The organism is Kitasatospora sp. NPDC048286 (genome assembly GCF_043201735.1).
Classification (GTDB): Bacteria; Actinomycetota; Actinomycetes; order Streptomycetales; family Streptomycetaceae; genus Kitasatospora.
Window position 1 is genome coordinate 600,077 of sequence record NZ_JBICZE010000001.1, and the last position, 23,527, is coordinate 623,603.

Here is a 23,527-nt window from a genome sequence, read left to right on the forward strand (position 1 = left end):
TCGCCCCCGATCATGACTCGATGAGGAGTGCGCGTTGAGCAACGAGAGCCTGGCCAACCTGCTCAAGGAGGAGCGGCGCTTCGCCCCGCCGGCAGAGCTCGCCGCAGCCGCCAACGTCACCGCGGCCGCGTACGCGCAGGCCTCCGAGGACCGTCTGGGCTTCTGGGCCGAGCAGGCCCGCCGCCTCACCTGGGCCGTCGAGCCGACCGAGACCCTCGACTGGTCCAACCCGCCCTTCGCCAAGTGGTTCGCCGACGGCAAGCTCAACGTCGCGTACAACTGCGTCGACCGCCACGTGGAGAACGGCCTGGGCGACCGGGTCGCCATCCACTTCGAGGGCGAGCCCGGCGACGGCCGTTCGATCACCTACGCCCAGCTCAAGGACGAGGTCTCGCAGGCGGCCAACGCGCTGCTGGAGCTCGGCGTCCGCAAGGGCGACCGGGTCGCCGTCTACCTGCCGATGATCGCCGAGGCGGTCATCGCGATGCTCGCCTGTGCCCGGATCGGCGCCACCCACTCGGTGGTCTTCGGCGGCTTCTCCTCCGACGCCGTCGCCTCCCGCATCCAGGACGCCCAGGCCAAGCTCGTCATCACCGCCGACGGCGGCTACCGCCGCGGCAAGCCCTCAGCCCTCAAGCCGGCCATCGACGAGGCACTCACCAAGGCCGACGGCGTCGAGCACGTCCTGGTGGTCCGCCGCACCGGGCAGGACATCCCGTGGACCGAGGGCCGCGACGTCTGGTGGCACGAGATCACCGCGCGCCAGTCCACCGAGCACACCCCCGAGGCGCACGACGCCGAGCACCCGCTGTTCATCCTCTACACCTCGGGCACCACCGGTAAGCCCAAGGGCATCCTGCACACCTCGGGCGGCTACCTCACCCAGGCCAGCTACACCCACCACGCGGTCTTCGACCTCAAGCCGGAGACCGACGTCTACTGGTGCACCGCCGACATCGGCTGGGTCACCGGCCACTCGTACATCGTCTACGGCCCGCTCTCCAACGGCGCCACCCAGGTCATCTACGAGGGCACCCCGGACACCCCGCACCAGGGCCGGTTCTGGGAGATCGTCCAGAAGTACGGCGTGACCATCCTCTACACCGCGCCGACCGCGATCCGCACCTTCATGAAGTGGGGCGACGACATCCCCGCGAAGTTCGACCTGTCCTCGCTGCGCGTGCTGGGCAGCGTCGGCGAGCCGATCAACCCGGAGGCGTGGGTCTGGTACCGCGAGCACATCGGCGGCGGCCGGTGCCCGATCGTGGACACCTGGTGGCAGACCGAGACCGGCGCCATCATGATCAGCCCGCTGCCGGGCGTCACCGAGACCAAGCCGGGCTCGGCCCAGCGCGCCCTGCCGGGCATCGCGGCCACCGTGGTGGACGACAACGCCGTCGAGGTGCCGAACGGCTCCGGCGGCTACCTCGTGCTCACCGAGCCGTGGCCGTCCATGCTCCGCACCATCTGGGGCGACGACCAGCGCTACATCGACACCTACTGGTCGCGCTTCGAGGGCCGCTACTTCGCCGGCGACGGTGCCAAGAAGGACGAGGACGGGGACATCTGGCTGCTGGGCCGGGTGGACGACGTCATGCTCGTCTCGGGCCACAACATCTCCACCACCGAGGTCGAGTCGGCCCTGGTCGGCCACCCGTCCGTGGCCGAGTCCGCCGTGGTCGGCGCGACCGACGCGACCACCGGTCAGGCCATCGTCGCCTTCGTGATCCTGCGCGGCAGCGTCGCCGACAGCCCCGAACTGGTCGAGGAGCTGCGGGCGCACGTCGGCCGCACGCTCGGACCGATCGCCAAGCCGAAGCAGATCAAGGTGGTCGGCGAGTTGCCGAAGACCCGCTCCGGCAAGATCATGCGCCGCCTGCTGCGCGACATCGCCGAGGGCCGCGAGGTCGGTGACACCACCACCCTGGCCGACAGCACGGTGATGAGCCAGATCCAGGCCCAGCTGCCGTCCTCGGACAACGGCAACGGCTGAACCCACCCGGCCGGTGACGGCCGAGCCCCTTGAGACAACGGCTGTGCCCCGGGCGGCGACCACCGCCCGGGGCACAGCCGTTTCCCGCAGCCGTTTCCGCAGCTGTCTCCCCGCAACCGTTACCGCAGCCGTTTCCCACAGCCGGATCCGACAGCCGCCACGTCAGCACCCCCGCGACCGCTGCACCCCCGTGACCCCTGCGCCCCCGGGGTGCAGAACCAGTCCACAGGGTTTAAGTCCTTTGGTAGGACAATCCGGATGTCACCCAAACCCCGCTAGACTATTAAGGACGCATCAAGATCCTTGACAGGAGTCGCGGGCGTCACAGGGCGCGCCGGGAAGTCTGGTCGGCAACTGCACCACCCGTGCATCCGTTGCCGCTCCCAGCCCCAGGAGGTCCCCGTGACCGATCAGCCGCCCGTCCACGAGCCGACGACCCGCCGCCGGCAGTTCCTCGGTCGGCTGTCACTACCCGAGCGCACCTTCATCACCGACGCCCTGCGCACCGAGACGGTCGGCGGCATGCTGCTGCTGGGCGCCGCCGTCGTCGCGCTGATCTGGGCCAACGCCTGGCCGCAGGCCTACCAGAGCGTGCTCGACTACACCGTCGGCCCCTCCACCCCGCTCCACCTCGACCTCTCCCTGGCCACCTGGGCCAAGGACGGCCTGCTGACGATCTTCTTCTTCGTCGCCGGGATCGAGCTCAAACGCGAGTTCGTCGCGGGTGAGCTGCGCACGCCCAGTGCCGCGCTGCTGCCCGTCGTCGCCGCCGTCTGCGGGGTGGCGCTGCCCGCGATCCTCTACGTCCTGGTGAACTCCGGCAGCGGTGGGCACCCCGGCGGCTGGGCGATCCCGACCGCCACCGACATCGCCTTCGCGCTCGGGGTGCTGGCCGTGGTCGGCAGCCACCTGCCCTCCCCGCTGCGCGCCTTCCTGCTCACCCTGGCAGTGGTCGACGACCTGATCGCGATCCTGATCATCGCGATCTTCTACAGCCACGGCATCAAGTTCTGGGCGCTCGGCCTCGCCGTCGCCGGCCTGGTGCTGTTCTGGTTCCTGCACCGGCGCGGCGTCCACGGCTGGTACCTCTTCGTGCCGCTGGCCTTCGTGACCTGGGCGCTGATGCACGAGAGCGGCATCCACGCCACGGTGGCGGGCGTCGCGATGGGCCTGATGCTGCGCTGCCACCGGGAGGGCGACGAGCAGCACTCCCCCGGCGAGCACATCGAGCACCTAGTCCGCCCGCTCTCGGCCGGCCTGGCCGTCCCGGTGTTCGCGCTGTTCTCGGCCGGGGTGGCCGTCTCCGGCCCGAAGCTGCGCGAGGTGTTCACCCAGGCCGCCCCGCTCGGCATCGTGATCGGCCTGCTGGTCGGCAAGTCGATAGGCGTGTTCGGCGGCGCCTGGCTGACCGCCCGGTTCACCAGGGCCGAGCTGAACCCGCAGCTCAAGTGGGCCGACATGGTCGCGGTCTCGGTGCTCGCGGGCATAGGTTTCACCGTCTCGCTGCTGATCGGCGAGCTGGCCTTCCCGGACGACCCGGCGCTCGCCGCCCGCGCGAAGACGGCCGTGCTGGTCGGCTCGGTGCTCGCCGCGGTGGTCGCCACGGTGCTGCTGAAGCTGCGCAACCGGCACTACCGCGCACTGTGCGAGGAGGAGGACCGCGACCTGGACGGGGACGGCATCCCGGACATCTACCAGGAGGACGACCCGGCCTGGCGGGCGCGGGTCGGCGAGTTCGCCCACCGGGCCGGCGAGGAAAACGGCCCCGACCCGAGCCCCGACTCCGGCCACGCCTCCGACCCGGGCTCCGGCTCCGGCTCCGACCCGGGCGCCGCCTCCGACCCGAACTCCGGCTCCGGCTCCGGTTACCGGGGCCGCCCCGGACAGCCCGACTGAGGCGCCCGCAGGCCCCCGGCGAAGGCGCCCGGAAGCCTCCCGGCGCCGGGACACGTCCCTCCCGCGGGGCCCCGGAGTGGTGTCCGACTGACCGGTAGGGGCATGATTCTGAGCTGTCGACAACCCACAGACGCCTCCGGGACCCCCCACCGGCCTCGGAACCGCTACCCGCGACGGCGTCACGCCGCACAGCCGCAGAGGAGAACAGCTGATGCCCACAGGAGCCGCAGACCCGTCCAGCAACGGCCGGGCGCCCTACGAGGGCGAGCGTTCGGTGGGGCAGCTGTTCGCGGCGGCCACCGCCGACCTGTCCGCGCTGGTCCACGACGAGATCGCGCTCGCCAAGGCCGAGATCCGGGCGGACGTCAAGCGCGGCGTCTCCGGCGGCGTCTCGCTGATCGTCGCCGGCGTGGTGGCGCTGTTCTCCATCCCGATGCTGAGCGCCGCGGCGGCCTTCGGCATCCACGCGCTGGGCCTGTCGCTGGGCTGGTCGTTCCTGGTCGTGGCGGGCGCCTACCTGCTGCTCGCGGTGCTGCTCGGGATGCTGGCCTGGCGCTCGTTCAAGAAGATCGAGAAGCCGGTCCGCACCATCGAGGGCGCCCAGAAGACCGCCGACGTGCTGAAGAACGCCCGGCCGCGCCCGGCCACCCAGGAGGAGATCGACCGGGCCTTCGGCCGCATCCCGTAACCGGCCCGGCCTACCGACACACCAGGCCCACCGACGCACCGGTACAGCGCGCACCGGCACACCGGCGTACCGACGGCCCGGCACCTGCTGGGCCGTCGGTACGTCGGCCTCGGCACCCCGGACGCCCCGGGCCCGCCGAGGCGGCCGGGGGCCCCGGCGGCCCCGCATCAACAAGCACCGAAGGCGCCGAACCCGCCGACAGCGAGTGCCGGGCACGTGTCGGGCCCGCGGATGTGACACGCTCTCGGTATGCCGCTTGACCAGAAGCCCGTGCCCGCGCAGCCGTCCGCCGACTCCGGCGCCGGACTCACCCCCGGGGGCTCCGTCGGCCCCGACGAGCCCGGCGCCGCCCCTGAGGGCACCGGCCCCGAGGGCACCGGCCTGGCACCCGCGCGGGAGCCCGACCGGGAGCCCCGCGCGGCGGCATCCGCCGGGTCCCCGGCGAACGACGCCGAGGCCTGGAGCATCCGGCAGCCCGGCCCGTGGACGCACCGCGACCTCGCGGCCAACGGCGCCCGCTTCCACATCGCCGAGCTGGGCTCCGGCCCGCTGGTGCTGCTGGTGCACGGCTGGCCCGAGTACTGGTGGGCCTGGCGGCACCAGCTGACCGCGCTCGCCGATGCCGGCTACCGCGCGGTGGCGCTCGACCTGCGCGGCATCGGCGGCAGCGACCGCACCCCGCGCGGGTACGACCCGGGCAACCTCGCCCTGGACATCACCGGGGTGATCCGCTCGCTCGGCGAGCGCCGGGCCCACCTGGTCGGGCACGCGGCCGGCGGCACCCTGGCCTGGGTGGCGGCGGTGATGCGACCGTCCGTCATCCAGAGCCTCACCGTGGTCTCCGCCGCGCACCCGAGGGACCTGCGCCGGGCACTGCTGACCGACCGCCGGCAGTTCGCCGCCTTCGAGCACGTGCTGGGCTTCCAGCGGCCGTGGATACCCGAACGCCGTCTGGTGGCCGACGACGCCGAGCTGGTCGGCCGCTACCTGACGTCCTGGACCGGCCCGAACGGCCTGGACGAGGCCGCGGTGCACGCGTACCGGCAGGCGATCCAGATTCCCAGCACCGCGCACTGCTCGATCGAGCCGTACCGCTGGCTGCTGCGCTCGATGGCCCGGCCGGACGGCATCCAGTTCGCCCGGCGGATGAAGAAGCCGATCACCGCGCCGACCCTGCACGTCCAGGGCGCGGCGGACCCGGTGTTGCTGTCGCACACCGCGCTCGGCGGCGGCGAGTACGTCGCGGCGCCGTACCGCTGGCGGCTGCTGCCGGGGGTCGGGCACTTCCCGCACGAGGAGGCGCCGGAGGAGTTCACCGCCGAGCTGCTGGACTGGGTCGGCCGCCACAAGGAGTGACCCGCACGGGCCCGGCACGGGGCCCGGCGCAACGCCCGGCACGGGGACCGACACGGCCGTACGTGCGGTCGGATGGAAGGGCCCTTGGCCCCAACTCCCTTATTTTGTCGCTCATATGACAACCGCATAGGCCAATTTCGGCGAAGCCCGGGCGGTTACCTCCACCGGCCCAGGGGCATCCATTCCGGTATGAGTTGGATGCCCGAAAGCGGCGGCGCCCCGCGCGGCCGACGTCACAACAGCCCCCAGCGCTCCGCCCACCGTCCCGACCGGGCGGACGACCTCGGCTTCGACGGCCCCGACGGCCGTCAGCGCTCGGAGCGGCGGCAGCTCGGCATCCCCCGCATCCTCGGCCGACGCGCCCGCTGGGTGGGCGCACGACTGCGGCGCGAGACCTGAGGCCTCGCGCCGGATCCGTCCACCGGCCGAACGCACCGGCCACCTGCACCGGCCGAACGCACCGGCCACAAACGCCGGGCCGCCCACACCGGGCCGCACGCACCGACCGCCCACAGGCCGAGCGCCCCGCCCGGCACCCCGTTCAGTTGACGATCGTCGGCGACAACGCGGTGAACCAGAGCAGGACGAAGGTCGCCACCGACATGATCGGCACCAGCACCTTGGTCTCGACGCTGTTGCCGCTGCGCTTGATCAGCACGACCTCGTAGCGCTCCTTGTGCGGCCAGAGCAGCGGCGCGCCCTTCTTGGTCAGGCAGTCGCCGAGTAGGTGCGCCAGCGTGCCCAGTGCCACCGCGTACGGCAGCCAGCCGGGCGAGTTGGGCATCCAGGTGTTCATCCCGAAGGTGCCGAGCGCGGCCAGACCGATGACGGTGATCCACGCCTCCGGGCCGTCGCCCGGCGGGCAGAGCCGCAGGGCCCGGATCGCGAGCGCCAGCAGGAAGAAGGTCATCCCGAGGGTGAAGTTGCGGCCCAGGTAGGTGACCCCGGCCCAGGTGCCGCCGCCCATCAGCCCGACGAACAGCAGCGAGTGGGTGGCGTGCCGGTGGCCGCCGGAGATCCAGGCCACGAAGCGGCAGAGCACCTTGGAGACCGGCCCGAGGAAGTTGGCGATCGAGCCGTCGTGGTGGTCGAGGTCGGGCAGCAGGGCCGCGCCCGCGCACAGCACCGTACCCATCAGTATGTCCGCCGGCTGCAGCGTGGTGTGCAGCAGCAGCGGGGGCAGGAAAGGGGCCGAGGCGGCGTACAGCATCGCCCCGCTCACCGCGTGCGAATGACCCATCATCGGACTGCCGGTCCCTCCCGTCGGCCCACACCGGGACGGCGCCCGGTTGAGCCGAACGGGTGAGCGCGGCCGACGCTACCAGGGCCACCTGACGGAGCGGCGGATATCGGACGGTCCGGCCCGGCGCGCCCACCGGCCGCTCCCGCACCTCCCCGACCGCTCCCGAAGCCGGGCCCGTACCCTCCCCGACCGCTCCCGAAGCCGCTCCCGCACTTTCCCCGACCGCTCCCGGAGCCGCTCCCGCGCCCTCCCGGCCCCCGCCCGGTCAGAGCGCGCAGCCCTGGGTGTCCACCCGGGCGGTCGCGGCGCCGCCCTGCTCGACGTCCTCGCGCACCTCGGACGCGGTCAGCACGTAGCCGGTGTCCGCGCTGTCCAGGGACTTGGCGAAGACCACGCCGTACACCTCGCCGTCCGGGGTGAGCAGCGGGCCGCCGCTGTTGCCCTGCCGGACCACCGAGCGCACCGAGTAGACGTCGCGGACCACCTGCCCGCGGTGGTAGATGTCCGGGCCGTTGGCCTGGATCCGGCCGCGGATGCGGGCCGGCTGGACGTTGAAGGCGCCGTTCTCCGGGAAGCCCGCCACGATCGCGCTGTCGTTGGTCTTCGCCTCGCCCGCGAAGGCCAGCACCGGCGCGTTCAGCTTGGGCACGTCCAGGACGGCGATGTCGCGCTGCCAGTCGTAGCGGACCACCGTCGCGTCGTACAGCTGCCCGACGCCGCCGATCTGCACGGTCGGCTCGTTGACCCCGCCGACCACGTGGGCGTTGGTCATCACCCGGTGCGGGGCGAAGACGAAGCCGCTGCCCTCAAGGGTCTTGCCGCAGGAGGTCGCGGTGCCGACCACCTTGACCAGGCTCTGCCGGGCCCGCGCCACCGCCGGGCTGGCGGCCAGCGCGGGGTCGGGGCTGTCGACCTGGGTGATCGGCTCGTGCTCGAAGGGGTTGAAGACCTGCGGGAAGCCGTTGCGGGCGAGCACCTTGGAGAAGTCCGAGAACCAGTTCGGCGCGTCGTCGGGCAGCGCGTTCTGCACCCCGCCGAGGACCGCCGAGGAGCGGACCTGCCGGGAGACCGTCGGGAGGGACGCCCCGGCCAGCGCCGAGCCGATCAGCCAGGCCACCAGCAGCATCGAGACGACGTTCACGACCGCGCCGCCGCTCGCGTCCAGCACCCTGGCCGGGCGCCGCCCGATGTGCCCGCGCAGCTTCCAGCCGTAGTGCGCGGTGATCGCCTGGCCGATCGCGGCGAGGACGATCACCACCACGACCGCCACCACCGAGGCCGTCGTGCCGGGGCCGATGTGGTCGAGCACCAGCAGCGGCAGCAGCTCGACGGCGAGCAGGCCGCCGCCGAGGAAGCCGACCAGCGAGAGCACGCCGACCACGAAGCCCTGCCGGTAGCCCGACACGGCGAATGCCACGGCCGCGGCGATCAGCAGCACATCCAGGACGTTCACTCGGACACCCTCCCACGGTCCGCGCGCCGGACGCGCCGACGGCCGGTCACGAAGCGTCGGCGTCGCCGCCCGGCAGCACCCGGGAGTGTTCGAGGTCGCCCCGGACCAGCGCCAGCGCGTCGTCCGGGAGGTCGACGATCCGGGACGGGTCCCAGGGCAGCTCCAGGCCGCTGTGGTGCAGCACCCGGTCGATCACCCCGGCGGTGAAGCCCCAGACCAGCCGCCCGGCGACCGAGAAGGCCGGGCCGAGGTGCCCGGACGGCTGGCGCAGCCGCACCCGGTTCGCCGGGTCGGCCAGCTCCGTGATGGGGACCCGGAACACCGCGCCGGTCTCGGCCGTGTCCACCGGGCGCACCGGCGTCTCCTCGCGCCACCAGCCGAGCACCGGGGTCACCACGAAGCTGCTCACCGGGATGTACAGCCGGGGCAGCTCCGCGAACACCTGCACCCCGGCCGGGTCCAGGCCGGTCTCCTCCCAGGCCTCGCGCAGCGCCGCCGCGATCGGGCCCGGGCCGTTCGGATCGCCGTCCTCCGGGTCCAGCACACCGCCCGGGAAGGACGGCTGCCCGGCGTGCGAGCGCAGCGAACGGGCCCGCTCGATCAACAGCAGGTCCGGCCCCTGGGGCCCCTCGCCGAACAGCATCAGCACGGCCGCCGGACGGCCGCCCTCGGCCGGCGGCAGGAAGCGGCTCAGCTGCTCCGGCAGCACCCGCTCGGCCGCCACCCGGACCGGCTCCAGCCAGGCCGGCAGCCCGTCCGGCTCGATGCCCCGCGCGACTCCCCCGGCTTCCGGCCCGGGCCGCCCGTACCGCCCGCTCACGCGTCCACCGCCAGGTCCGCGACCCGTCCCTGGTGGACGGCGGCGTCCGCGCGGGCGGCCGCCTCACCGGGGAAGTCGGCCGGCGGCCGCAGCCGCTGCCCGGGCTGGCCGCCCATCTCGTACTTCAACAGTTTGCGTGCCTTCTCCGGGTCGGTCTCCCCCTCGCCGTACGAGGGGCAGAGCGGCGCGATCGGGCACGCGCCGCAGGCGGGCTTCTGGGAGTGGCAGATCCGGCGGCCGTGGAAGACCACCCGGTGCGAGAGCATCGTCCACTCCGACTTCGGGAAGATCTCGGCGACGGCCGCCTCGACCTTCACCGGGTCCTCCTCGGTGGTCCAGCCGAACCGTCGGGCCAGCCGCCCGAAGTGGGTGTCCACGGTGATGCCGGGAACACCGAAGGCGTTGCCGAGGACGACGTTGGCGGTCTTGCGGCCGACGCCCGGCAGGGTCACCAGGTCGGCCAGGCGGCCCGGGACCTCGCCGCCGAACTCGTCGCGCAGCGCTATCGAGAGGCCCAGCAGCGACTTCGCCTTGTTCCTGAAGAAGCCGGTCGGGCGGATGATCTCCTCCAGCTCCTCCGGGTTCGCCGCCGCCATGTCCTCCGGCGTCGGGTACTTCGCGAACAGCGCCGGGGTGGTCTGGTTCACCCGCAGGTCGGTGGTCTGCGCCGACAGCACGGTGGCCACCAGCAGCTGGAAGGGGTTCTCGAAGTCCAGCTCCGGATGCGCGTACGGGTACAGCTCCGCCAGTTCGCGGTTGATCCTCCGGGCCCGACGCACCATCGCCAGGTGCGATTCCGGCTTCCTCGGCTTCACCGCCGCCTTCTTCGCCACCGGCTTCTTCGCCGCGGCCTTCCGGACCTTGCTCTCTGCCATGCACGAAGGCTACGCCGACCGGCGGACCGCTCGTGGCCGATCAAGCACGGAAACCGGCCCTGGCAAGGCCTGTTGTCCGATGAACTCCGCCCGCGGCCGTCACCTGTGAGGGGGAGGGCGCGGAGGATCGGGGCCCTGCCGGCGGAGGGCCCGGGCATGGTGCGCGGCGCGTTGACGGCCCTCCTCGCGTACGAGGAGGACGTGGAGCTCGTCGCCGTCCCGGAGGCCGGTCACACCGGACTGGTGCGCCGCGCCCGCCTGCGCGCCGCGTTCGCCGCCCGCGCGCTCGGTCTCCCCGGCAAGGACGCCCGGGCACCGCCGGCGCCGGGGCGGCGCCGTTGACGCCTCGTCACCCCCCGGCGGCTCAGCCCAGGGTGCGGCCGATCGTCCCCTCGAGGCTGTTCAGCAGCCCGCTGAGGGCCTCGGCGAGCCGGTCCTGCTCGGCGGGGGTGAGGCCGGCCAGCAGGGCGCGGTCGTAGGCGACGAGTTCCTGGATCAGTCCGTCCACCAGCGTCCGGCCCTGCTCGGTGAGCGCGAGGTGGGCGACCCTGCGGTCCCGGGCGTCGGTGCGGCGGCTGACCAGGCCGCGCTCCTCCAGCAGCCGCAGCCGCTTGGTGACGGCGGCGCCGGAGGCGAAGCTCTCCCGGGCCAGCTGGGTGGGGGTCAGCTCGCGGTCGAGGCGGAGCAGGGCGCCGAGGATGTCGAACTCGGCGCGGGTGAGGCCGGCCCGGGTGAGCGGGTCGGGGGTCTGCTGGAGCAGCGCGGCGCAGCGGTTGATCCGGCCGAGGACGGCGATCGGGCCGGTGTCCAGCCCCGGGTAGGCCCGTTCCCACTGGCGCAGCACACCTGCGACGACGTCCTCCACGCGTGCTGCTCCCGTTCTGCGGCCTGCCGATCGGCTTCGATCCTAGGCCGTGTCCGGCAGGGGCCCGGCCGGGTCCGGAAGGCGGCCGCGGCCGCGGCGTTCCAGCAGGGCGGCCAGCAGGTGGTGGGCCTGCTGCTCGGTGGCGGTGGCGCGCCGGTGCGGGAGGTCGGGGCGGCGCCACTCACCGGCGGCGGTGTCGGTGGCCTCGCGCAGTTCCAGCAGGGCGGTGGCGAGGCCGGTACGGGCGGCGCGCTCCTCCGGGGCGCTCGCGGCCTGGTCGGCTCGGACGGCGGCCAGCGCCCGCTGTCCGGCGGCCTCGGCTCCGGCCAGGGCGCGGGCCAGTCGGGCGGCGGTGCGGCGGTTGGTGACCAGCAGGCAGGCCGCGAGGCCGGTGAGCGCGCCGACGCAGGTGTCCAGCCAGCGGTCGGCGACCAGCGTCCCGGCCGGCTGCGGGCCCGCGAACTCCGTCATCAACAGCGCCAGCGGGGTCACGAAGACCGTCGCCAGCCAGTAGCTGCGGGCGATCGTCGCCTCCGCGCCGAACTGGCAGACCAGCCCGAGCCCGATCAGCGCCGCCGGGCCCGAGTGCGCGAGGGGCAGCGCGGCGGTGAACAGCAGCAGGCCGAGCAGGTTGCCCAGCACCCGCTGCAGGGCGCGCTGCCAGGACAGCGTGCTGTTGGCCTGGAACATCGAGGCCGCGGTGACCACCGCCCAGTACGGCCGGCCGACGCCGAGCGCCAGCGAGAGCCACCCGGCGGCGGCGCAGCCGACCGCGACGCGCAGCGCGATCGGCAGCAGCGCCGAACCGGGCCGCAGCGCCCGCCGGAGCGGTGGCCGGGGGCCGGGGCGGCGGGCGGCCGGCTCGGCGGCCTCCGCCTCGGTGAGGTCCGGCGAGGGCAGCGGGCGGCCGCGCCGCAGGTCGCGGGCCCAGCCGAGGTACCGCGCGGCGTCCTCGGGCCGGGCCGGTCCGGCCAGTGCGGCCTCCGCGCGCACCAGCAGCCGCTCGGGCGCGTCGCCGAGGGCGCGTCGCCGGGCCGGGGCGGAGAGCGCGAGGCTCCGCCAGGCCGCCTCGACCGCGCCGACCAGGGCGGTACGGGCGGCGGCGTCCGACGCGCCGGGCCCGGTCCGCAGCAGCCGGGCGGCGGCCTCCAGCGCGCGGGCGGTGGCGATCCGCTCCGGCCCGTACGGGCGCACCAGGGCCGGGGCCATGCAGACCAGCCAGGCCAGGGCGGCGCCGAGCACGGTGAGTGCCAGGTGCGGCGGGACTTCGGCGAGCCGCTGCGGGACGAAGGCGCAGCTGGCGGAGGTGAAGGTGATGATCAGGCTGCCGGGCGGGCCGACCCTGGCGGCGTCGCAGAGCAGCTTGTGCAGGGCGGCGAGCGCCGCCGCCACCGCGACCAGGACGGCGGCGTCCCGGGTCAGCGCGGCGGCGGTGAGGGCGGCGGCGGTGCTGAGCACGGTGCCGAGCAGCACGCCGGCCAGTGTCCGGGCCCAGGCCCGGTAGGGCAGGCCGTGCCCGTACAGCGCGCCCAGGCCGCCGGCCGCGGTGTAGAGAGCGAGGTCGAGCCGGCCGAGGCCGAACAGGGTGAGGTTGAGCGCGCCCAGGGTGACCACGGCGCTGAGCGCGGGCTTGTGCCAGCCGTCTCCGGCCGGACCGACCCGAACTGCCTGACGAAACTGGGCGGTTGTGACCATACAAAAAGATTAGCAGATAATTTACCTGTAAAACATATCCTCTCGGACTCCCCGCGCGCACCCGGCCCCGGACAGTAGATTGCCGCCGGACCGATGAGTCGCGCGGCGAACCCCGGTCCGCTCCCATGACCGACTCGCACGACCGAAGGAACACCCGATGAGCACCGTGGTCTCCACCGACGGCACCGTCCTCGCCTGCTCCGTGACCGGCTCCGGCCCGGCCGTCGTCCTGGTCGACGGCGCGCTGTGCCACCGCGGCGTGGGGCCGAGCGCCGCGATCGCCGAGCGGCTGGCGGCGCACCACACCGTGTGGACCTACGACCGGCGCGGGCGCGGCGACAGCGGGGACAACGGGTCCTTCGCGGTGGAGCGCGAGATCGAGGACCTGGCCGCCGTCATCACGGCGGCGGGCGGCTCGGCCCGCGTCTTCGCCCACTCCGCCGGCGCCGCGCTCGCCCTGCGGGCCGCCGCCGCGGACATCGGCATCGCCCGGCTCGCCGTCTACGAGCCGCCGTTCAGCACCGAGGAGGCGCAGAGCGAGCGCTTCCGCGAGTACGTCGCCGAGCTGACGGCAGCGCTCGCCGAGGGGCGCCGCGGGGACGCCGTCGCGGCCCTCATGGTCTACGCCGGGGCGCCGGCGGAGGCGGTGGAGGGGATGCGCGGCGCGCCCGGGTGGTCGCTGTTCGAGGCGGTCGCACCGACCCTGGCCTACGACGCGGCGGCGCTCGGCGACCGGACCGACTCGGCCGTCCCGGTCGACCTGCTGGCCACCGTCGCCGTACCGACCCTGTCCCTGGACGGCGGCGACAGCCCGGAGATGCTGCGGGCCCCGGCCCGCGCGGTGGCGGCGGCCGTGCCCGGCGCCGAGCACCGGACGCTGGACGGCCAGACCCACGAGGTGGTGGCCGAGGTGCTGGCGCCGGAACTGGTGGCGTTCTACGCCTGACGCACGGCCGGTGCCGCGGGGCGACCGTCCGTTCGATCAAATCGTACAGAGATTCGATCAGAGGCTCCCGGCACCGGCTCCGCCCGGTAACCGGCCGGTACGAATGGCCCCGCACCGCACACCTCGGCACACCCCCTCCTCATATGATCGGAGCGACATGCGCCATGCTTGGTGACGCAGAACACTGAACGGAACTTGCGCCGGACGGCCCACCCGCCGTACGGCCGAGAAGGAGGAAGCACGTGGACGACGTTCTGCGGCGCGCCGCACTCTTCGCGGCACTCGACGACGAACAGGCCGGCGAGCTGCGCGCTTCCATGACCGAGGTCACCCTCGCCCGTGGGGAATCGCTGTTCCACGAGGGCGACCCGGGCGACCGGCTGTACGTCGTGGCGGAGGGCAAGGTCAAGCTGCACCGCGCCTCGCCGGACGGCCGCGAGAACATGCTGGCCGTGCTCGGCCCCAGCGAGATGATCGGCGAACTGTCGCTGTTCGACCCGGGCCCGCGCACCGCGACGGCCAGCGCGCTGACCGAGGTCAAGCTGCTGGGCCTCGGCCACGGCGACCTCCAGCCCTGGCTGCACGCCCGCCCCGAGGTCTCCATCGCGCTGCTGCGGGCCATCGCCCGCCGACTGCGCCGCACCAACGACGTGATGTCCGACCTGGTCTTCTCCGACGTGCCCGGCCGCGTCGCCAAGGCCCTGCTGGACCTCTCCCGCCGGTTCGGCGTGCAGTCCGAGGAGGGCATCCACGTCGCCCACGACCTCACCCAGGAGGAGCTGGCCCAGCTGGTCGGCGCCTCCCGCGAGACGGTCAACAAGGCGCTCGCCGACTTCGCCGGCCGCGGCTGGCTGAAGCTGGAGGCCCGCGCGGTGGTCCTGCTGGACGTCGAGCGGCTGTCGCGCCGCTCGCGCTGACGCCCGCGAACGCGGAAGGGCCCGTCCGATCCGGACGGGCCCTTCCGCGTTCGCGGTCAGTCGAGCTCGGGGATCAGCCCGTGCTCCTCCAGGTATTCCAGCTGGGCCCGCACCGACAGCTCGGCGGCCGGCCAGAGCGCCCGGTCCACGTCGGCGTAGACCCTGGCCACCACCTCGGGCGCGGTCCGGCAGCCCGTCTCGACCGCCGTCTCCACCTGGGCGAGCCGGGCCGCCCGGTGGGCCAGGTAGTAGTCGACGGCGCCGAGCGCGTCCGCGAGCACCGGGCCGTGGCCCGGCAGCACGGTCCGCACGCCGTGGTGCGAGGCCATGGTGTGCAGCCGGCGCAGCGAGTCCAGGTAGTCGCCGAGCCGGCCGTCGGGGTGCGCGACCATCGTGGTGCCGCGGCCGAGCACGGTGTCACCGGTGAGCACCGCGCCGTCGTCCGGCAGGTGGAAGGTCAGCGAGTCCGAGGTGTGCCCCGGGGTGCCCACCACCCGCAGGTCCAGGCCGCCGACGTCCAGGCGCTGGCCGCCCACCAGGCCCTCCGAGCCCAGCCGGTGCGCCGGGTCCAGGGCCCGCACCTCGGTGCCGGTCAGCTCGGCGAAGCGGGCCGCGCCCTCGGAGTGGTCGGGGTGGCCGTGGGTGAGCAGGGTCAGCGCGACCCGCTTGCCCCGCTCCTCCGCGAGGTCGATCACCCGGCGCAGGTGGCCCTCGTGCAACGGGCCCGGGTCGATCACCACCGCGAGGTCCGAGCCGGGCTCGGAGAGCAGCCAGGTGTTGGTGCCGTCCAGCGTCATCGGCGACGGGTTCGGTGCCAGCACGCACAGCGCCCGAGGGGTGGCCTCGCCGCCGACGACGGCGGCGGGGTCGCCCGGCAGGAGTCCGCTCACCGGCCGCCTCCGCCGTCTCGCTGCAGGGCCCGCAGCGGCAGCGCCCGGGCGAGGGCGCGCTGCGCCACCTCGACGAACGGGACCTGGCTGTCACAGGCGGGGGTACGGGGAGTCAGGCGGCGGGCGGGCATCTCTGGCGCCGTCCGGCGAGCCACGTCGTTGTGGGTCATCGGGCGTCGGTCCTTTCTCTGCGTCGGTACGGGTCGGTCACGTCGTGCGGGAACACGGGCTCGCGCGGTCGTACGGGCCTCGCGTCGGCCGTACGGGCCTCGCGGGGTCGTGCGGGGCCTCGCGGGGTCGTGCGGGCCTCGCGGGGTCGTGCGGGCCTCGCGGGGTCGTGCGGGCCTCGCGGCCCCCACGGGTCCTGCGGGTCGTACGGATGGTCCCGGTGGGTGGAACGGTCAGGAGCCCTCCGGGAACTCCCCGTCGATGGTCAACTCCTCGTGACCGGGCCAGCGGACCGTCAGCCGGTCGCCGCGGACCTCGGCCCGGCCCAGGACCGGCGCCAGCGGACGGTCGGCCGCCGCGGCCAGCGCCTCGGCCGCGGTCCGCGCCGAGGACAGCTCGCGCAGCACCGTCACGGTCGGCGGCAGCATGCCGAACCGGCCCTCCCGGTAGCCCCGCACCGCTTCGGCCGGGGTCAGCCAGGCGACCCGGTCGGCCTCGCCGACCTCCAGGGCCGCGCGCTGGCCGGCCGGCAGCGCGGCGACGAAGAACCAGGTGTCGTAACGCCGTTCCTCGAACTCCGGGGTGATCCAGCGGGCCCAGCCGCCCAGCAGGTCGCTGCGCAGCACCAGGCCGTGGTCACGGAGGAACTCGGCGAAGGACAGCTCGTGCGCTTCCAGCGCGGCCCGCTCGGCGGACCAGTCGCGCGGTGCGGCGATGCTGTCGGAGTCGGGGCCGGCCAGCAGCACGCCGGCTTCCTCGAAGGTCTCGCGGACCGCCGCGCAGACCACCGCCCGCGCCGTCCGGGCGTCCAGCCCGAGCCGCCGGGCCCACTCCTCGGGAGCCGGTCCGGCCCAGCCCGGCTCGACCTCGGCGTCCCGCGGGTCCACCCCGCCGCCCGGGTAGGCGTACATCCCGGCCGCGAAGGCCATCGAGGTGCGCCTGCGCAGCAGGTAGGCCTCGGGCCCGTCGGCGGCGTCGCGCAGCAGCACGACCGTCGCGGCGGCCTTGGGCACCGGCGGGGTCACCGCGCCGGATTCGACCGCCCGGATCCGGGCGGGCCAGCCGGGCGGCATCGGGAGCGTCGTCGCTCGATGGTCCATGCCCGGATGCTAGGGCGTGTCCGACGATTCCCGCCAGGCTCACCGATCGATCGGACACCCTCCGGCCACACGGAGGCGGGGCCGGAAGGTGTCCGGCCCCGCCTCCGCGATCAGGCTCAGGCGGCCTTGACGCGCACCACGAGCTCGACCTCGACCGGGGCGTCCAGCGGCAGCACCGCGACGCCGACGGCGCTGCGGGCGTGCACGCCGGCGTCGCCCAGCACCTGGCCGAGCAGCTCGCTGGCACCGTTGACGACGGCCGGGACGGCGATGAAGTCGGGGGCGGCGGCGACGAAGCCGACGACCTTGACGACCCGCTCGATCCGGTCGAGGTCGCCGATCACCGACTTCACGGCGGCCAGGGCGTTCAGCGCGCAGATCTGCGCGAGCTCCTTGGCCTCCTCCGGGGAGACCTCGGCGCCGACCTTGCCCGTGGTCGGCAGCTTGCCGCCGACGACCGGGAGCTGGCCGGAGGTGAACACGAGCTCGCCGGACTCCACGGCCGGCACGTAGGCGGCGACCGGGGCGGCCACCGGAGGCAGGGTCAGGCCCAGCCCGGCGAGCTTCTCCTCGACCTTGCTCATGCGTTCTTCTCCCGCTTGAAGTAGGCCACCAGCTGCTCCGGGTTCGGGCCGGGCACGACCTGGACGAGCTCCCAGCCGTCCTCGCCGAAGTTGTCCAGGATCTGCTTGGTGGCGTGCACCAGCAGGGGCGCCGTCATGTATTCCCACTTGGTCATGGCCAGACTCTAGACGAGCCGTCGCGGCGAACCGCGCCGCCCGCCCCCGGGCGTGTGAGGTGGGGCACAAAGAGGGCATGATCGGGCCTGACGGCCCAGGTGCTCCGGGCATCCGGTGCGCTCCCTGGTTACCCTCGCGGGAGGGCACCCTGGTGAGGGGCACCCTCGTCAGGAGGGGACGCCCGTAGGACGGAGACGGACGGAGACGGAGCGTGGCACGCACCCCCGACCAGGAGGCCCGGCGCGACCCCGACTGGGAGGGCGTCCGGCTGCACGTGGTCAGCGGCAAGGGCGGCACCGGGAAGACCACGCTGGCCGCGGCGCTGGCCCTGGCGCTCGCCGCGGACGGCGGACGGGTGCTGCTGATCGAGGTCGAGGGCCGGCAGGGCGTCGCCGAGCTGTTCGGGATCGCCGCACTCCCGTACGAGGAGCGCCGGATCGCCTCGGTCTCCCGCCCCCAACTGGGGCTCCCGGCCGGGGAGGGCGGGCCCGGCGAGGTCTTCGCGCTGGCGATCGACACCGAGCTGGCGCTGCTGGAGTACCTGGAGATGTTCTACAAGCTCGGCCGGGCCGGGAAGGCGCTCCAGAAGGTCGGCTTCGTCGACTTCGCCACCACCATCGCGCCCGGCGTGCGGGACGTCCTGCTCACCGGCAAGGCCTGCGAGGCGACCAGGCGCAAGGACCAGGACGGCCGGCGGCGCTACGACGCGGTGGTGATGGACGCCCCGCCGACCGGGCGGCTGACCCGGTTCCTGAACGTCAACTCCGAGGTCGCCGGGCTGGCCAGGATCGGCCCGATACACACCCAGGCGCAGGCCGTGATGCGGGTGCTGAAGTCGCCGGAGACCGCGGTGCACCTGGTCACCCTGCTGGAGGAGATGCCGGTGCAGGAGACGGTCGACGGCATCGCGGAGCTGCGCGAGGCGAAGCTCCCGGTGGGCGGGGTGATGGTCAACATGGTCCGGCCCCCGGTGCTGGACGCGGCGGCGGTGGCCGCGGTGGACGGGGACCACCGCGAGGAGGTCGCCCTGGCTCTCGGGGAGGCCGGGCTCGGCGGCCGTACGCGCACCACGGAGAAGGTCAGGGCGGCGGTGGAGCCGCTGCTCGACCCGCTGCTGGACCAGGCCAGGGAGCACGCCGAGCGGGTCGAGCTGGAACGCGCGCAGCGCGCCGACATCCAGCAGCTGCGGCTCCCCACGTACGAACTTCCGCTGCTGGGCGAGGGCGTGGACCTCGGCGGGCTGTACCGGCTGGCGGGCGAACTGAAGCGACAGGGGGCGGCATGACCTCGAACAGCGGGGTGCGGAGCACCGGTCGGCGGCTCGCGGTGGACGAGCTGATCGACAACCCGAAGACCAGGATCATCGTCTGCTGCGGCTCCGGCGGCGTCGGCAAGACCACCACCGCCGCGGCGCTCGGCCTGCGAGCCGCCGAACGCGGCCGCAAGGTCGTGGTGCTGACCATCGACCCGGCCCGCCGGCTCGCCCAGTCGATGGGCCTCACCGAGCTCGACAACACCCCCAGGGTGGTCAAGGGCGTCAGCGGTGAGGGCGAACTCCAGGCCATGATGCTGGACATGAAGCGGACCTTCGACGAGGTCGTGCTGGCCCACGCCGAGCCCGAACGGGCCCGGGCGATCATGGAGAACCCCTTCTACCAGTCCCTGTCGGCCGGCTTCGCGGGCACGCAGGAGTACATGGCGATGGAGAAGCTCGGGCAGCTGCGCGCCGCCGAGGAGTGGGACCTGATCGTCGTGGACACCCCGCCGTCCCGCTCGGCGCTGGACTTCCTGGACGCGCCCAACCGGCTCGGGTCCTTCCTGGACGGCCGGGTGATCCGGATCCTGACCGCCCCGGCCAAGGTCGGCGGGCGCAGCGCGATGCGCTTCCTGAACGCCGGGATGGGCCTGCTCACCGGCGCCCTCGGCAAGATCTTCGGCGCCCAACTACTCACCGACGTGCAGACCTTCGTCAGCGCGATGGACTCGATGTTCGGCGGCTTCCGGGAGCGCGCGGACCGCACGTACCAGCTGCTCAAGGCGCCGGGCACGGCGTTCCTGGTGGTGGCCGCGCCGGAGCGGGACGCGCTGCGCGAGGCCGCGTACTTCGTGGACCGGCTGGCCGCGGACCGGATGCCGCTGGCCGGGCTGGTGCTCAACCGGGTGCACGACACCGGGGCACCGCAGCTCACCGCGGAACGGGCGCTGGCGGCCGCCGAGACACTGGAGGAGAACGGCTCGGAGCACGCCTCGCCGGAGGCCGAGCTGCTCGCGGCCGGGCTGCTGCGGCTGCACGCCGAGCGGATGCAGATCATGGGGCGCGAACGCCGCACCCGCGACCGCTTCGTCTCGGTGTACCCGGACGTGCCGATCGTGGAGGTGCCGGCGCTGCCGGGGGACGTGCACGACCTGGACGGCCTGCGGGCCATCGGGGAGCGGCTCAACGGCGCCGAGTAGCCGACGGTGTGTCGTGACCTCTCGCCGGAGGCGCGATCTCGCCGGAGCCACGGCCCGGCTGACGGCGCGGGGGTGACCACCGGCGTGCGGTGGCCCGCGCCCGAGGGCCGACCGGCCCGGACCGCGCGGTGCGGCCGGGCTCAGCCCGCCTGGGCGTAGTCCGTCAGTATCACCCCGGTCGCGAGGGACTCCTCGTACTCGGTGCGCGCCGTCTCCAGCAGCTTCCGCCACGAGATGACGGTCGGGCGGCGGCGCAGCAGCGCCCGGCGCTCCCGCTCCGTCATCCCGCCCCACACCCCGAACTCCACCCGGTTGTCCAGGGCGTCCGCGAGGCACTCCGTCCGGACGGGGCAGCCGCTGCACACCGCCTTCGCGCGGTTCTGTGCCGCCCCCTGGACGAACAGTTCGTCCGGATCACTCGTGCGACAGGCGGCCTGCGCACTCCAGTCGTCAACCCAGCCCATGCCGGCGCCGTCCTCTCCCGTATTCGAGGCTCCCCCACGGCGGCAACGGCATATTCACCGTTGCCAGTTGAGGACGTTACGGAAGAACGACAGCTTGCAACAGCCCCTTCGGGCTCAATCTCGAATGACCCAATCGGACTATGGGTGGCGATCAGCTCACTCGTTGGAGTGATCGCAGGTCGCACAGCTTGCCAAGAGCGGCACCCCCACGCTCGCCACAGGAGTCGTCACGGAGAGCAACCGGCCACACGGGCACAACAGGCCACAGTCGCCTCAGAACCCGGTCATCATCGGGCAATCCGGGCAACTCTCCTCGCCCACAAGAGTGAACGATGTTGACGCACCGAAGCTGTCGCAAGCTTGTGACAAGCCTAGGCGAACACCTGCCCCGGTGTGCGGGAATCCGCAACGTAGGGTTCTCCCCATGGCACCGAAGCGCCCTCAGGCATCCCAGCCCCCAGGCAACACCGGAGCTCCGCGCGGCAAAGCCGACGGATCCCCGATGGAGCACGTCGGCAACGGCGTGAAGTTCCTGGGCGTCAGCGTGCTCTCCGGAGTCCTGCTGGCAGGCCTCGCCCTGCCCGCCGTCGGCGCCATCGGGCTGACCGCCAAGGACACGGCGGAGAGCTTCTCCAACATCTCCGACGACTTCAAGACGCCGCCGCTGACCCAGGCGACCCAGGTCTTCGACGCCAAGGGCGGCCTGATCGCCAAGGTCTACGAGCGCGACCGCACCGTCATCACCGCCGACCAGATGTCGCCGTTCATGCGGCACGCCCAGGTGGACATCGAGGACGCCCGCTTCTACGAGCACGGCGCCGTCGACCTCAAGGGCGTGCTCCGCGCGATCAGCAAGAACGCGGAGAGCGGCACCACCGCGCAGGGCGCTTCGACGCTGACCCAGCAGTACGTGAAGAACGTCAACGTGGAGAAGGCCGGCGACGACCAGGCGGCCGTCCTGGAGGCCCAGCGCAAGACCCTGGGCCGCAAGATCCAGGAGCTCAAGGTCGCCATCAAGCTGGAGGAGGACCTGTCCAAGGACCAGATCCTCACCAACTACCTCAACATCACCTTCTACGGCCACCAGGCCTACGGGGTCGAGGCCGCCTCCCAGCGCTACTTCAGCAAGAGCAACAAGGACCTGACCATCGCCGAGGCCGCCACCCTGGCCGGCATGGTGCAGAACCCGTCGTCCTACGACCCGGTGCGCTACCCCGAGAACACGGTCAAGCGCCGCAACGTCGTGATCGACAAGATGCTGGAGAACAAGCACATCACCGCCGACCAGGCGAAGGAGGCGAAGGCCGCCCCGCTGGGCCTGAAGTACAAGGACCCGCAGAACGGCTGCATCACCGCCCAGGCCGGCATGGGCTTCTTCTGCGACTACGTCCGCCACGTGGTCAAGCAGGACCCGGCCTTCGGCAAGAGCGCCGACGAGCGCAAGAAGGTGTGGAACACCGGCGGCCTGAACATCTACACCACGCTGGACCCGGACAAGCAGGCCGCCGCCCAGAACGCCGTCACCAAGAAGGTCTACGTGACCGACACGGTGTCGGCCGCCGCGACCATGATGGAGCCGGGCACCGGCAAGATCCTCGCGATGGCCCAGACCCGCCCGTACGGCCTGGACTCCAACAAGAACCAGACCGTCGTCAACCTCAACGTGGACGCCGCGATGGGCGGCGGCAACGGGTTCCAGACCGGTTCGACCTTCAAGCCGATCCTGGCCGCGGCCGCGCTGGAGTCGGGCATGTCGAACACCCAGGCGTTCCCGTCCGAGAACAAGATCGAGTACCCGCAGATGTCCACCTGCTCGGGCACCTGGAAGAACACCGTCAAGCCCAAGGAGACGGTGAAGAACGAGCAGGACAGCGAGGTCGGGCCGTACCAGCTGAAGGAGGCGATGGCCCGCTCGGTCAACACCTACTTCGTGCAGATGGAGCAGCAGGTCGGCCTCTGCGCGATGAAGCAGATGGCCAACAAGCTGGGCATCACCCAGTCCGCCAAGGGCGACGCCTTCCAGGAGGTGCCCTCGATGGTCCTCGGCACCCTGGAGCTCTCGCCGCTGACCATGGCGAACGTCTACGCGACCTTCGCCGCCCGCGGCAAGTACTGCACCCCGGTCGCGATCAACAAGATCACCACGGTGGACGGCAAGGACATCCCGGTCCCGCAGTCCCAGTGCAGCCAGGCCTTCTCCGAGCAGACCGCCGACTCGCTCAACGCCGTCCTGCTGAACGTGACCGAGAAGGGCACCGCGGCCGCCCTGACCATGGACGACGGCCGCAAGATCGCCGGCAAGACCGGTACCACCGACGAGAAGAAGGCCGCCTGGTTCAGCGGCTACACCCCGTCGCTGGCCACCGCGGTCTGGCTCGGCGGCCCGGCCGGCGGCGTCAAGATGAAGAACATCACCATCGGCGGCAAGCCCTTCACCGAGGTGTTCGGCGCCGACGGCCCCGGCCCGATCTGGGCGATGGCGATGAACCAGGCGCTCAAGGGCACCCCGCTGGAGCCGATCCAGACCGCCAACATCCCGGACCCGCAGCCGGCCGCTCCCGCGCCGGGCACCCCCGCGGCCGGTGCCACCCCGCCGGCCGCCGACCCGAACGCCCCGCAGCCCGGCGGCAACCCCCCGCCGCCGCAGCAGCAGGGTGGCAACCCCGGCCAGGCCGGTGGCCAGCCCGGCGGGCTGCCGGGCGGCTTCCCGGGCGGGTTCACCTTCCCGCCCCTCCCCGGGGGCGGGAACGGCGGCCGGCACGGCGGCGGCAACGGGAACGGCTGACCCGGCGGCCGGGTGACCGGCCCCTCGGAACACACCGAAGGGGCGCCCTCCAGTGCGGAGGGCGCCCCTTCGGCGTGTTCCCGGGGCATGTTCCCGGGCGTGCTCCCGGGCGTGCTCGCGGGGGCGGCATGCTCCCGGGACGGCGGGCGCGGCCGGGCCCCCTCGCGGGAGCGGCCGGG

At 73.3% G+C, this 23,527-nt stretch carries 23 protein-coding genes; 11 read left to right on the forward strand and 12 right to left on the reverse strand.

Annotated elements, in window-relative coordinates; translation table 11 throughout:
• Window positions 1-34 precede the first annotated feature (34 nt).
• The 5 genes from acs (at window position 35) to ACGF13_RS02770 (ending at window position 6,332) form a co-directional block, all read left to right on the forward strand.
• Window positions 35-1,993 (forward strand): acetate--CoA ligase, encoded by a 1,959-nt coding sequence (gene acs, locus ACGF13_RS02750; protein ID WP_392868217.1) that lies wholly within the window; start codon window positions 35-37, stop codon window positions 1,991-1,993.
• Between the two features lie 402 nt (window positions 1,994-2,395).
• On the forward strand, window positions 2,396-3,889 hold the full coding sequence (gene nhaA, locus ACGF13_RS02755) for a Na+/H+ antiporter NhaA (protein WP_392868220.1): 1,494 nt from the start codon (window positions 2,396-2,398) through the stop codon (window positions 3,887-3,889).
• A gap of 211 nt (window positions 3,890-4,100) precedes the next feature.
• Complete coding sequence (locus tag ACGF13_RS02760; RefSeq protein WP_392868223.1) at window positions 4,101-4,577, forward strand: phage holin family protein; 477 nt, start codon at window positions 4,101-4,103, stop codon at window positions 4,575-4,577.
• 249 nt (window positions 4,578-4,826) lie between these two features.
• Window positions 4,827-5,933, forward strand: coding sequence for an alpha/beta fold hydrolase (locus ACGF13_RS02765; RefSeq protein ID WP_392868226.1), 1,107 nt, complete (start codon window positions 4,827-4,829; stop codon window positions 5,931-5,933).
• Between the two features lie 189 nt (window positions 5,934-6,122).
• Complete coding sequence (locus tag ACGF13_RS02770) at window positions 6,123-6,332, forward strand: hypothetical protein (RefSeq protein ID WP_392868227.1); 210 nt, start codon at window positions 6,123-6,125, stop codon at window positions 6,330-6,332.
• A gap of 142 nt (window positions 6,333-6,474) precedes the next feature.
• On the opposite strand, the gene ACGF13_RS02775 is transcribed toward ACGF13_RS02770, so the two are convergent.
• The 4 genes from ACGF13_RS02775 to nth all read right to left on the reverse strand — a co-directional run bounded on the left by ACGF13_RS02775 (window position 6,475) and on the right by nth (window position 10,324).
• Window positions 6,475-7,176, reverse strand: coding sequence for a metal-dependent hydrolase (locus ACGF13_RS02775; protein ID WP_392868230.1), 702 nt, complete (start codon window positions 7,174-7,176; stop codon window positions 6,475-6,477).
• A 265-nt stretch (window positions 7,177-7,441) separates the two neighbouring features.
• Complete coding sequence (locus tag ACGF13_RS02780; RefSeq protein ID WP_392868232.1) at window positions 7,442-8,629, reverse strand: MarP family serine protease; 1,188 nt, start codon at window positions 8,627-8,629, stop codon at window positions 7,442-7,444.
• 46 nt (window positions 8,630-8,675) lie between these two features.
• Complete coding sequence (locus tag ACGF13_RS02785; protein WP_392868234.1) at window positions 8,676-9,449, reverse strand: NUDIX hydrolase; 774 nt, start codon at window positions 9,447-9,449, stop codon at window positions 8,676-8,678.
• Complete coding sequence (nth, locus tag ACGF13_RS02790) at window positions 9,446-10,324, reverse strand: endonuclease III (protein WP_392868237.1); 879 nt, start codon at window positions 10,322-10,324, stop codon at window positions 9,446-9,448. Before nth ends, ACGF13_RS02785 begins: the two co-directional genes overlap by 4 nt.
• Window positions 10,325-10,480: 156 nt before the next feature.
• On the opposite strand from nth, the gene ACGF13_RS02795 reads away from it, so the two are divergent.
• Window positions 10,481-10,666, forward strand: coding sequence for a hypothetical protein (locus ACGF13_RS02795; RefSeq protein ID WP_392868239.1), 186 nt, complete (start codon window positions 10,481-10,483; stop codon window positions 10,664-10,666).
• A 22-nt stretch (window positions 10,667-10,688) separates the two neighbouring features.
• Here ACGF13_RS02795 and ACGF13_RS02800 read toward each other — a convergent pair whose 3' ends face one another.
• Window positions 10,689-11,189 (reverse strand): MarR family winged helix-turn-helix transcriptional regulator, encoded by a 501-nt coding sequence (locus ACGF13_RS02800; protein WP_392868241.1) that lies wholly within the window; start codon window positions 11,187-11,189, stop codon window positions 10,689-10,691.
• Between the two features lie 42 nt (window positions 11,190-11,231).
• On the reverse strand, window positions 11,232-12,884 hold the full coding sequence (locus ACGF13_RS02805) for an FUSC family protein (RefSeq protein WP_392868243.1): 1,653 nt from the start codon (window positions 12,882-12,884) through the stop codon (window positions 11,232-11,234).
• A gap of 157 nt (window positions 12,885-13,041) precedes the next feature.
• On the opposite strand from ACGF13_RS02805, the gene ACGF13_RS02810 reads away from it, so the two are divergent.
• Both ACGF13_RS02810 and ACGF13_RS02815 read left to right on the forward strand, forming a co-directional pair.
• A complete protein-coding gene (locus ACGF13_RS02810; RefSeq protein ID WP_392868245.1) occupies window positions 13,042-13,830 on the forward strand; it encodes an alpha/beta fold hydrolase in 789 nt (262 codons plus the stop codon).
• Between the two features lie 242 nt (window positions 13,831-14,072).
• Window positions 14,073-14,747, forward strand: a complete 675-nt coding sequence (locus tag ACGF13_RS02815) for a Crp/Fnr family transcriptional regulator (protein ID WP_030288117.1) — start codon at window positions 14,073-14,075, stop codon at window positions 14,745-14,747.
• Between the two features lie 56 nt (window positions 14,748-14,803).
• Here the strand turns inward: ACGF13_RS02815 and ACGF13_RS02820 are convergent, their stop codons facing one another.
• From ACGF13_RS02820 to ACGF13_RS02840, 5 genes are all read right to left on the reverse strand, one after another.
• Window positions 14,804-15,637, reverse strand: coding sequence for an MBL fold metallo-hydrolase (locus ACGF13_RS02820; protein WP_392868247.1), 834 nt, complete (start codon window positions 15,635-15,637; stop codon window positions 14,804-14,806).
• Window positions 15,634-15,807, reverse strand: a complete 174-nt coding sequence (locus ACGF13_RS02825) for a hypothetical protein (protein ID WP_392868249.1) — start codon at window positions 15,805-15,807, stop codon at window positions 15,634-15,636. The genes ACGF13_RS02820 and ACGF13_RS02825 overlap by 4 nt, the downstream gene beginning before the upstream one ends.
• A 231-nt stretch (window positions 15,808-16,038) precedes the next feature.
• On the reverse strand, window positions 16,039-16,905 hold the full coding sequence (locus tag ACGF13_RS02830; protein ID WP_392868250.1) for an NUDIX hydrolase: 867 nt from the start codon (window positions 16,903-16,905) through the stop codon (window positions 16,039-16,041).
• Between the two features lie 116 nt (window positions 16,906-17,021).
• Window positions 17,022-17,489 carry a RidA family protein gene (locus ACGF13_RS02835; protein ID WP_392868252.1) on the reverse strand — a complete coding sequence of 156 codons (468 nt, stop codon included), beginning with the start codon at window positions 17,487-17,489 and terminating at the stop codon, window positions 17,022-17,024.
• Window positions 17,486-17,644: a DUF4177 domain-containing protein gene (locus tag ACGF13_RS02840; RefSeq protein ID WP_094743074.1), complete on the reverse strand. Its 159-nt coding sequence runs from the start codon at window positions 17,642-17,644 to the stop codon at window positions 17,486-17,488. Before ACGF13_RS02840 ends, ACGF13_RS02835 begins: the two co-directional genes overlap by 4 nt.
• Before the next feature lie 212 nt (window positions 17,645-17,856).
• On the opposite strand from ACGF13_RS02840, the gene ACGF13_RS02845 reads away from it, so the two are divergent.
• Together ACGF13_RS02845 and ACGF13_RS02850 are read left to right on the forward strand one after the other, a co-directional pair.
• Complete coding sequence (locus tag ACGF13_RS02845; protein ID WP_392868255.1) at window positions 17,857-18,930, forward strand: ArsA-related P-loop ATPase; 1,074 nt, start codon at window positions 17,857-17,859, stop codon at window positions 18,928-18,930.
• The gene (locus ACGF13_RS02850; protein WP_392868258.1) at window positions 18,927-20,099 is read left to right on the forward strand and encodes an ArsA family ATPase; all 1,173 of its coding nucleotides are present in this window, start codon (window positions 18,927-18,929) and stop codon (window positions 20,097-20,099) included. Before ACGF13_RS02845 ends, ACGF13_RS02850 begins: the two co-directional genes overlap by 4 nt.
• A 140-nt stretch (window positions 20,100-20,239) precedes the next feature.
• Here ACGF13_RS02850 and ACGF13_RS02855 read toward each other — a convergent pair whose 3' ends face one another.
• Window positions 20,240-20,563: a WhiB family transcriptional regulator gene (locus ACGF13_RS02855; RefSeq protein ID WP_195911063.1), complete on the reverse strand. Its 324-nt coding sequence runs from the start codon at window positions 20,561-20,563 to the stop codon at window positions 20,240-20,242.
• Window positions 20,564-21,065: 502 nt separating this feature from the next.
• Here ACGF13_RS02855 and ACGF13_RS02860 point away from each other — a divergent pair.
• Entirely contained in the window at window positions 21,066-23,348 is a 2,283-nt protein-coding gene (locus tag ACGF13_RS02860; RefSeq protein WP_392868261.1) for a transglycosylase domain-containing protein, read from the forward strand.
• Window positions 23,349-23,527 lie beyond the last annotated feature (179 nt).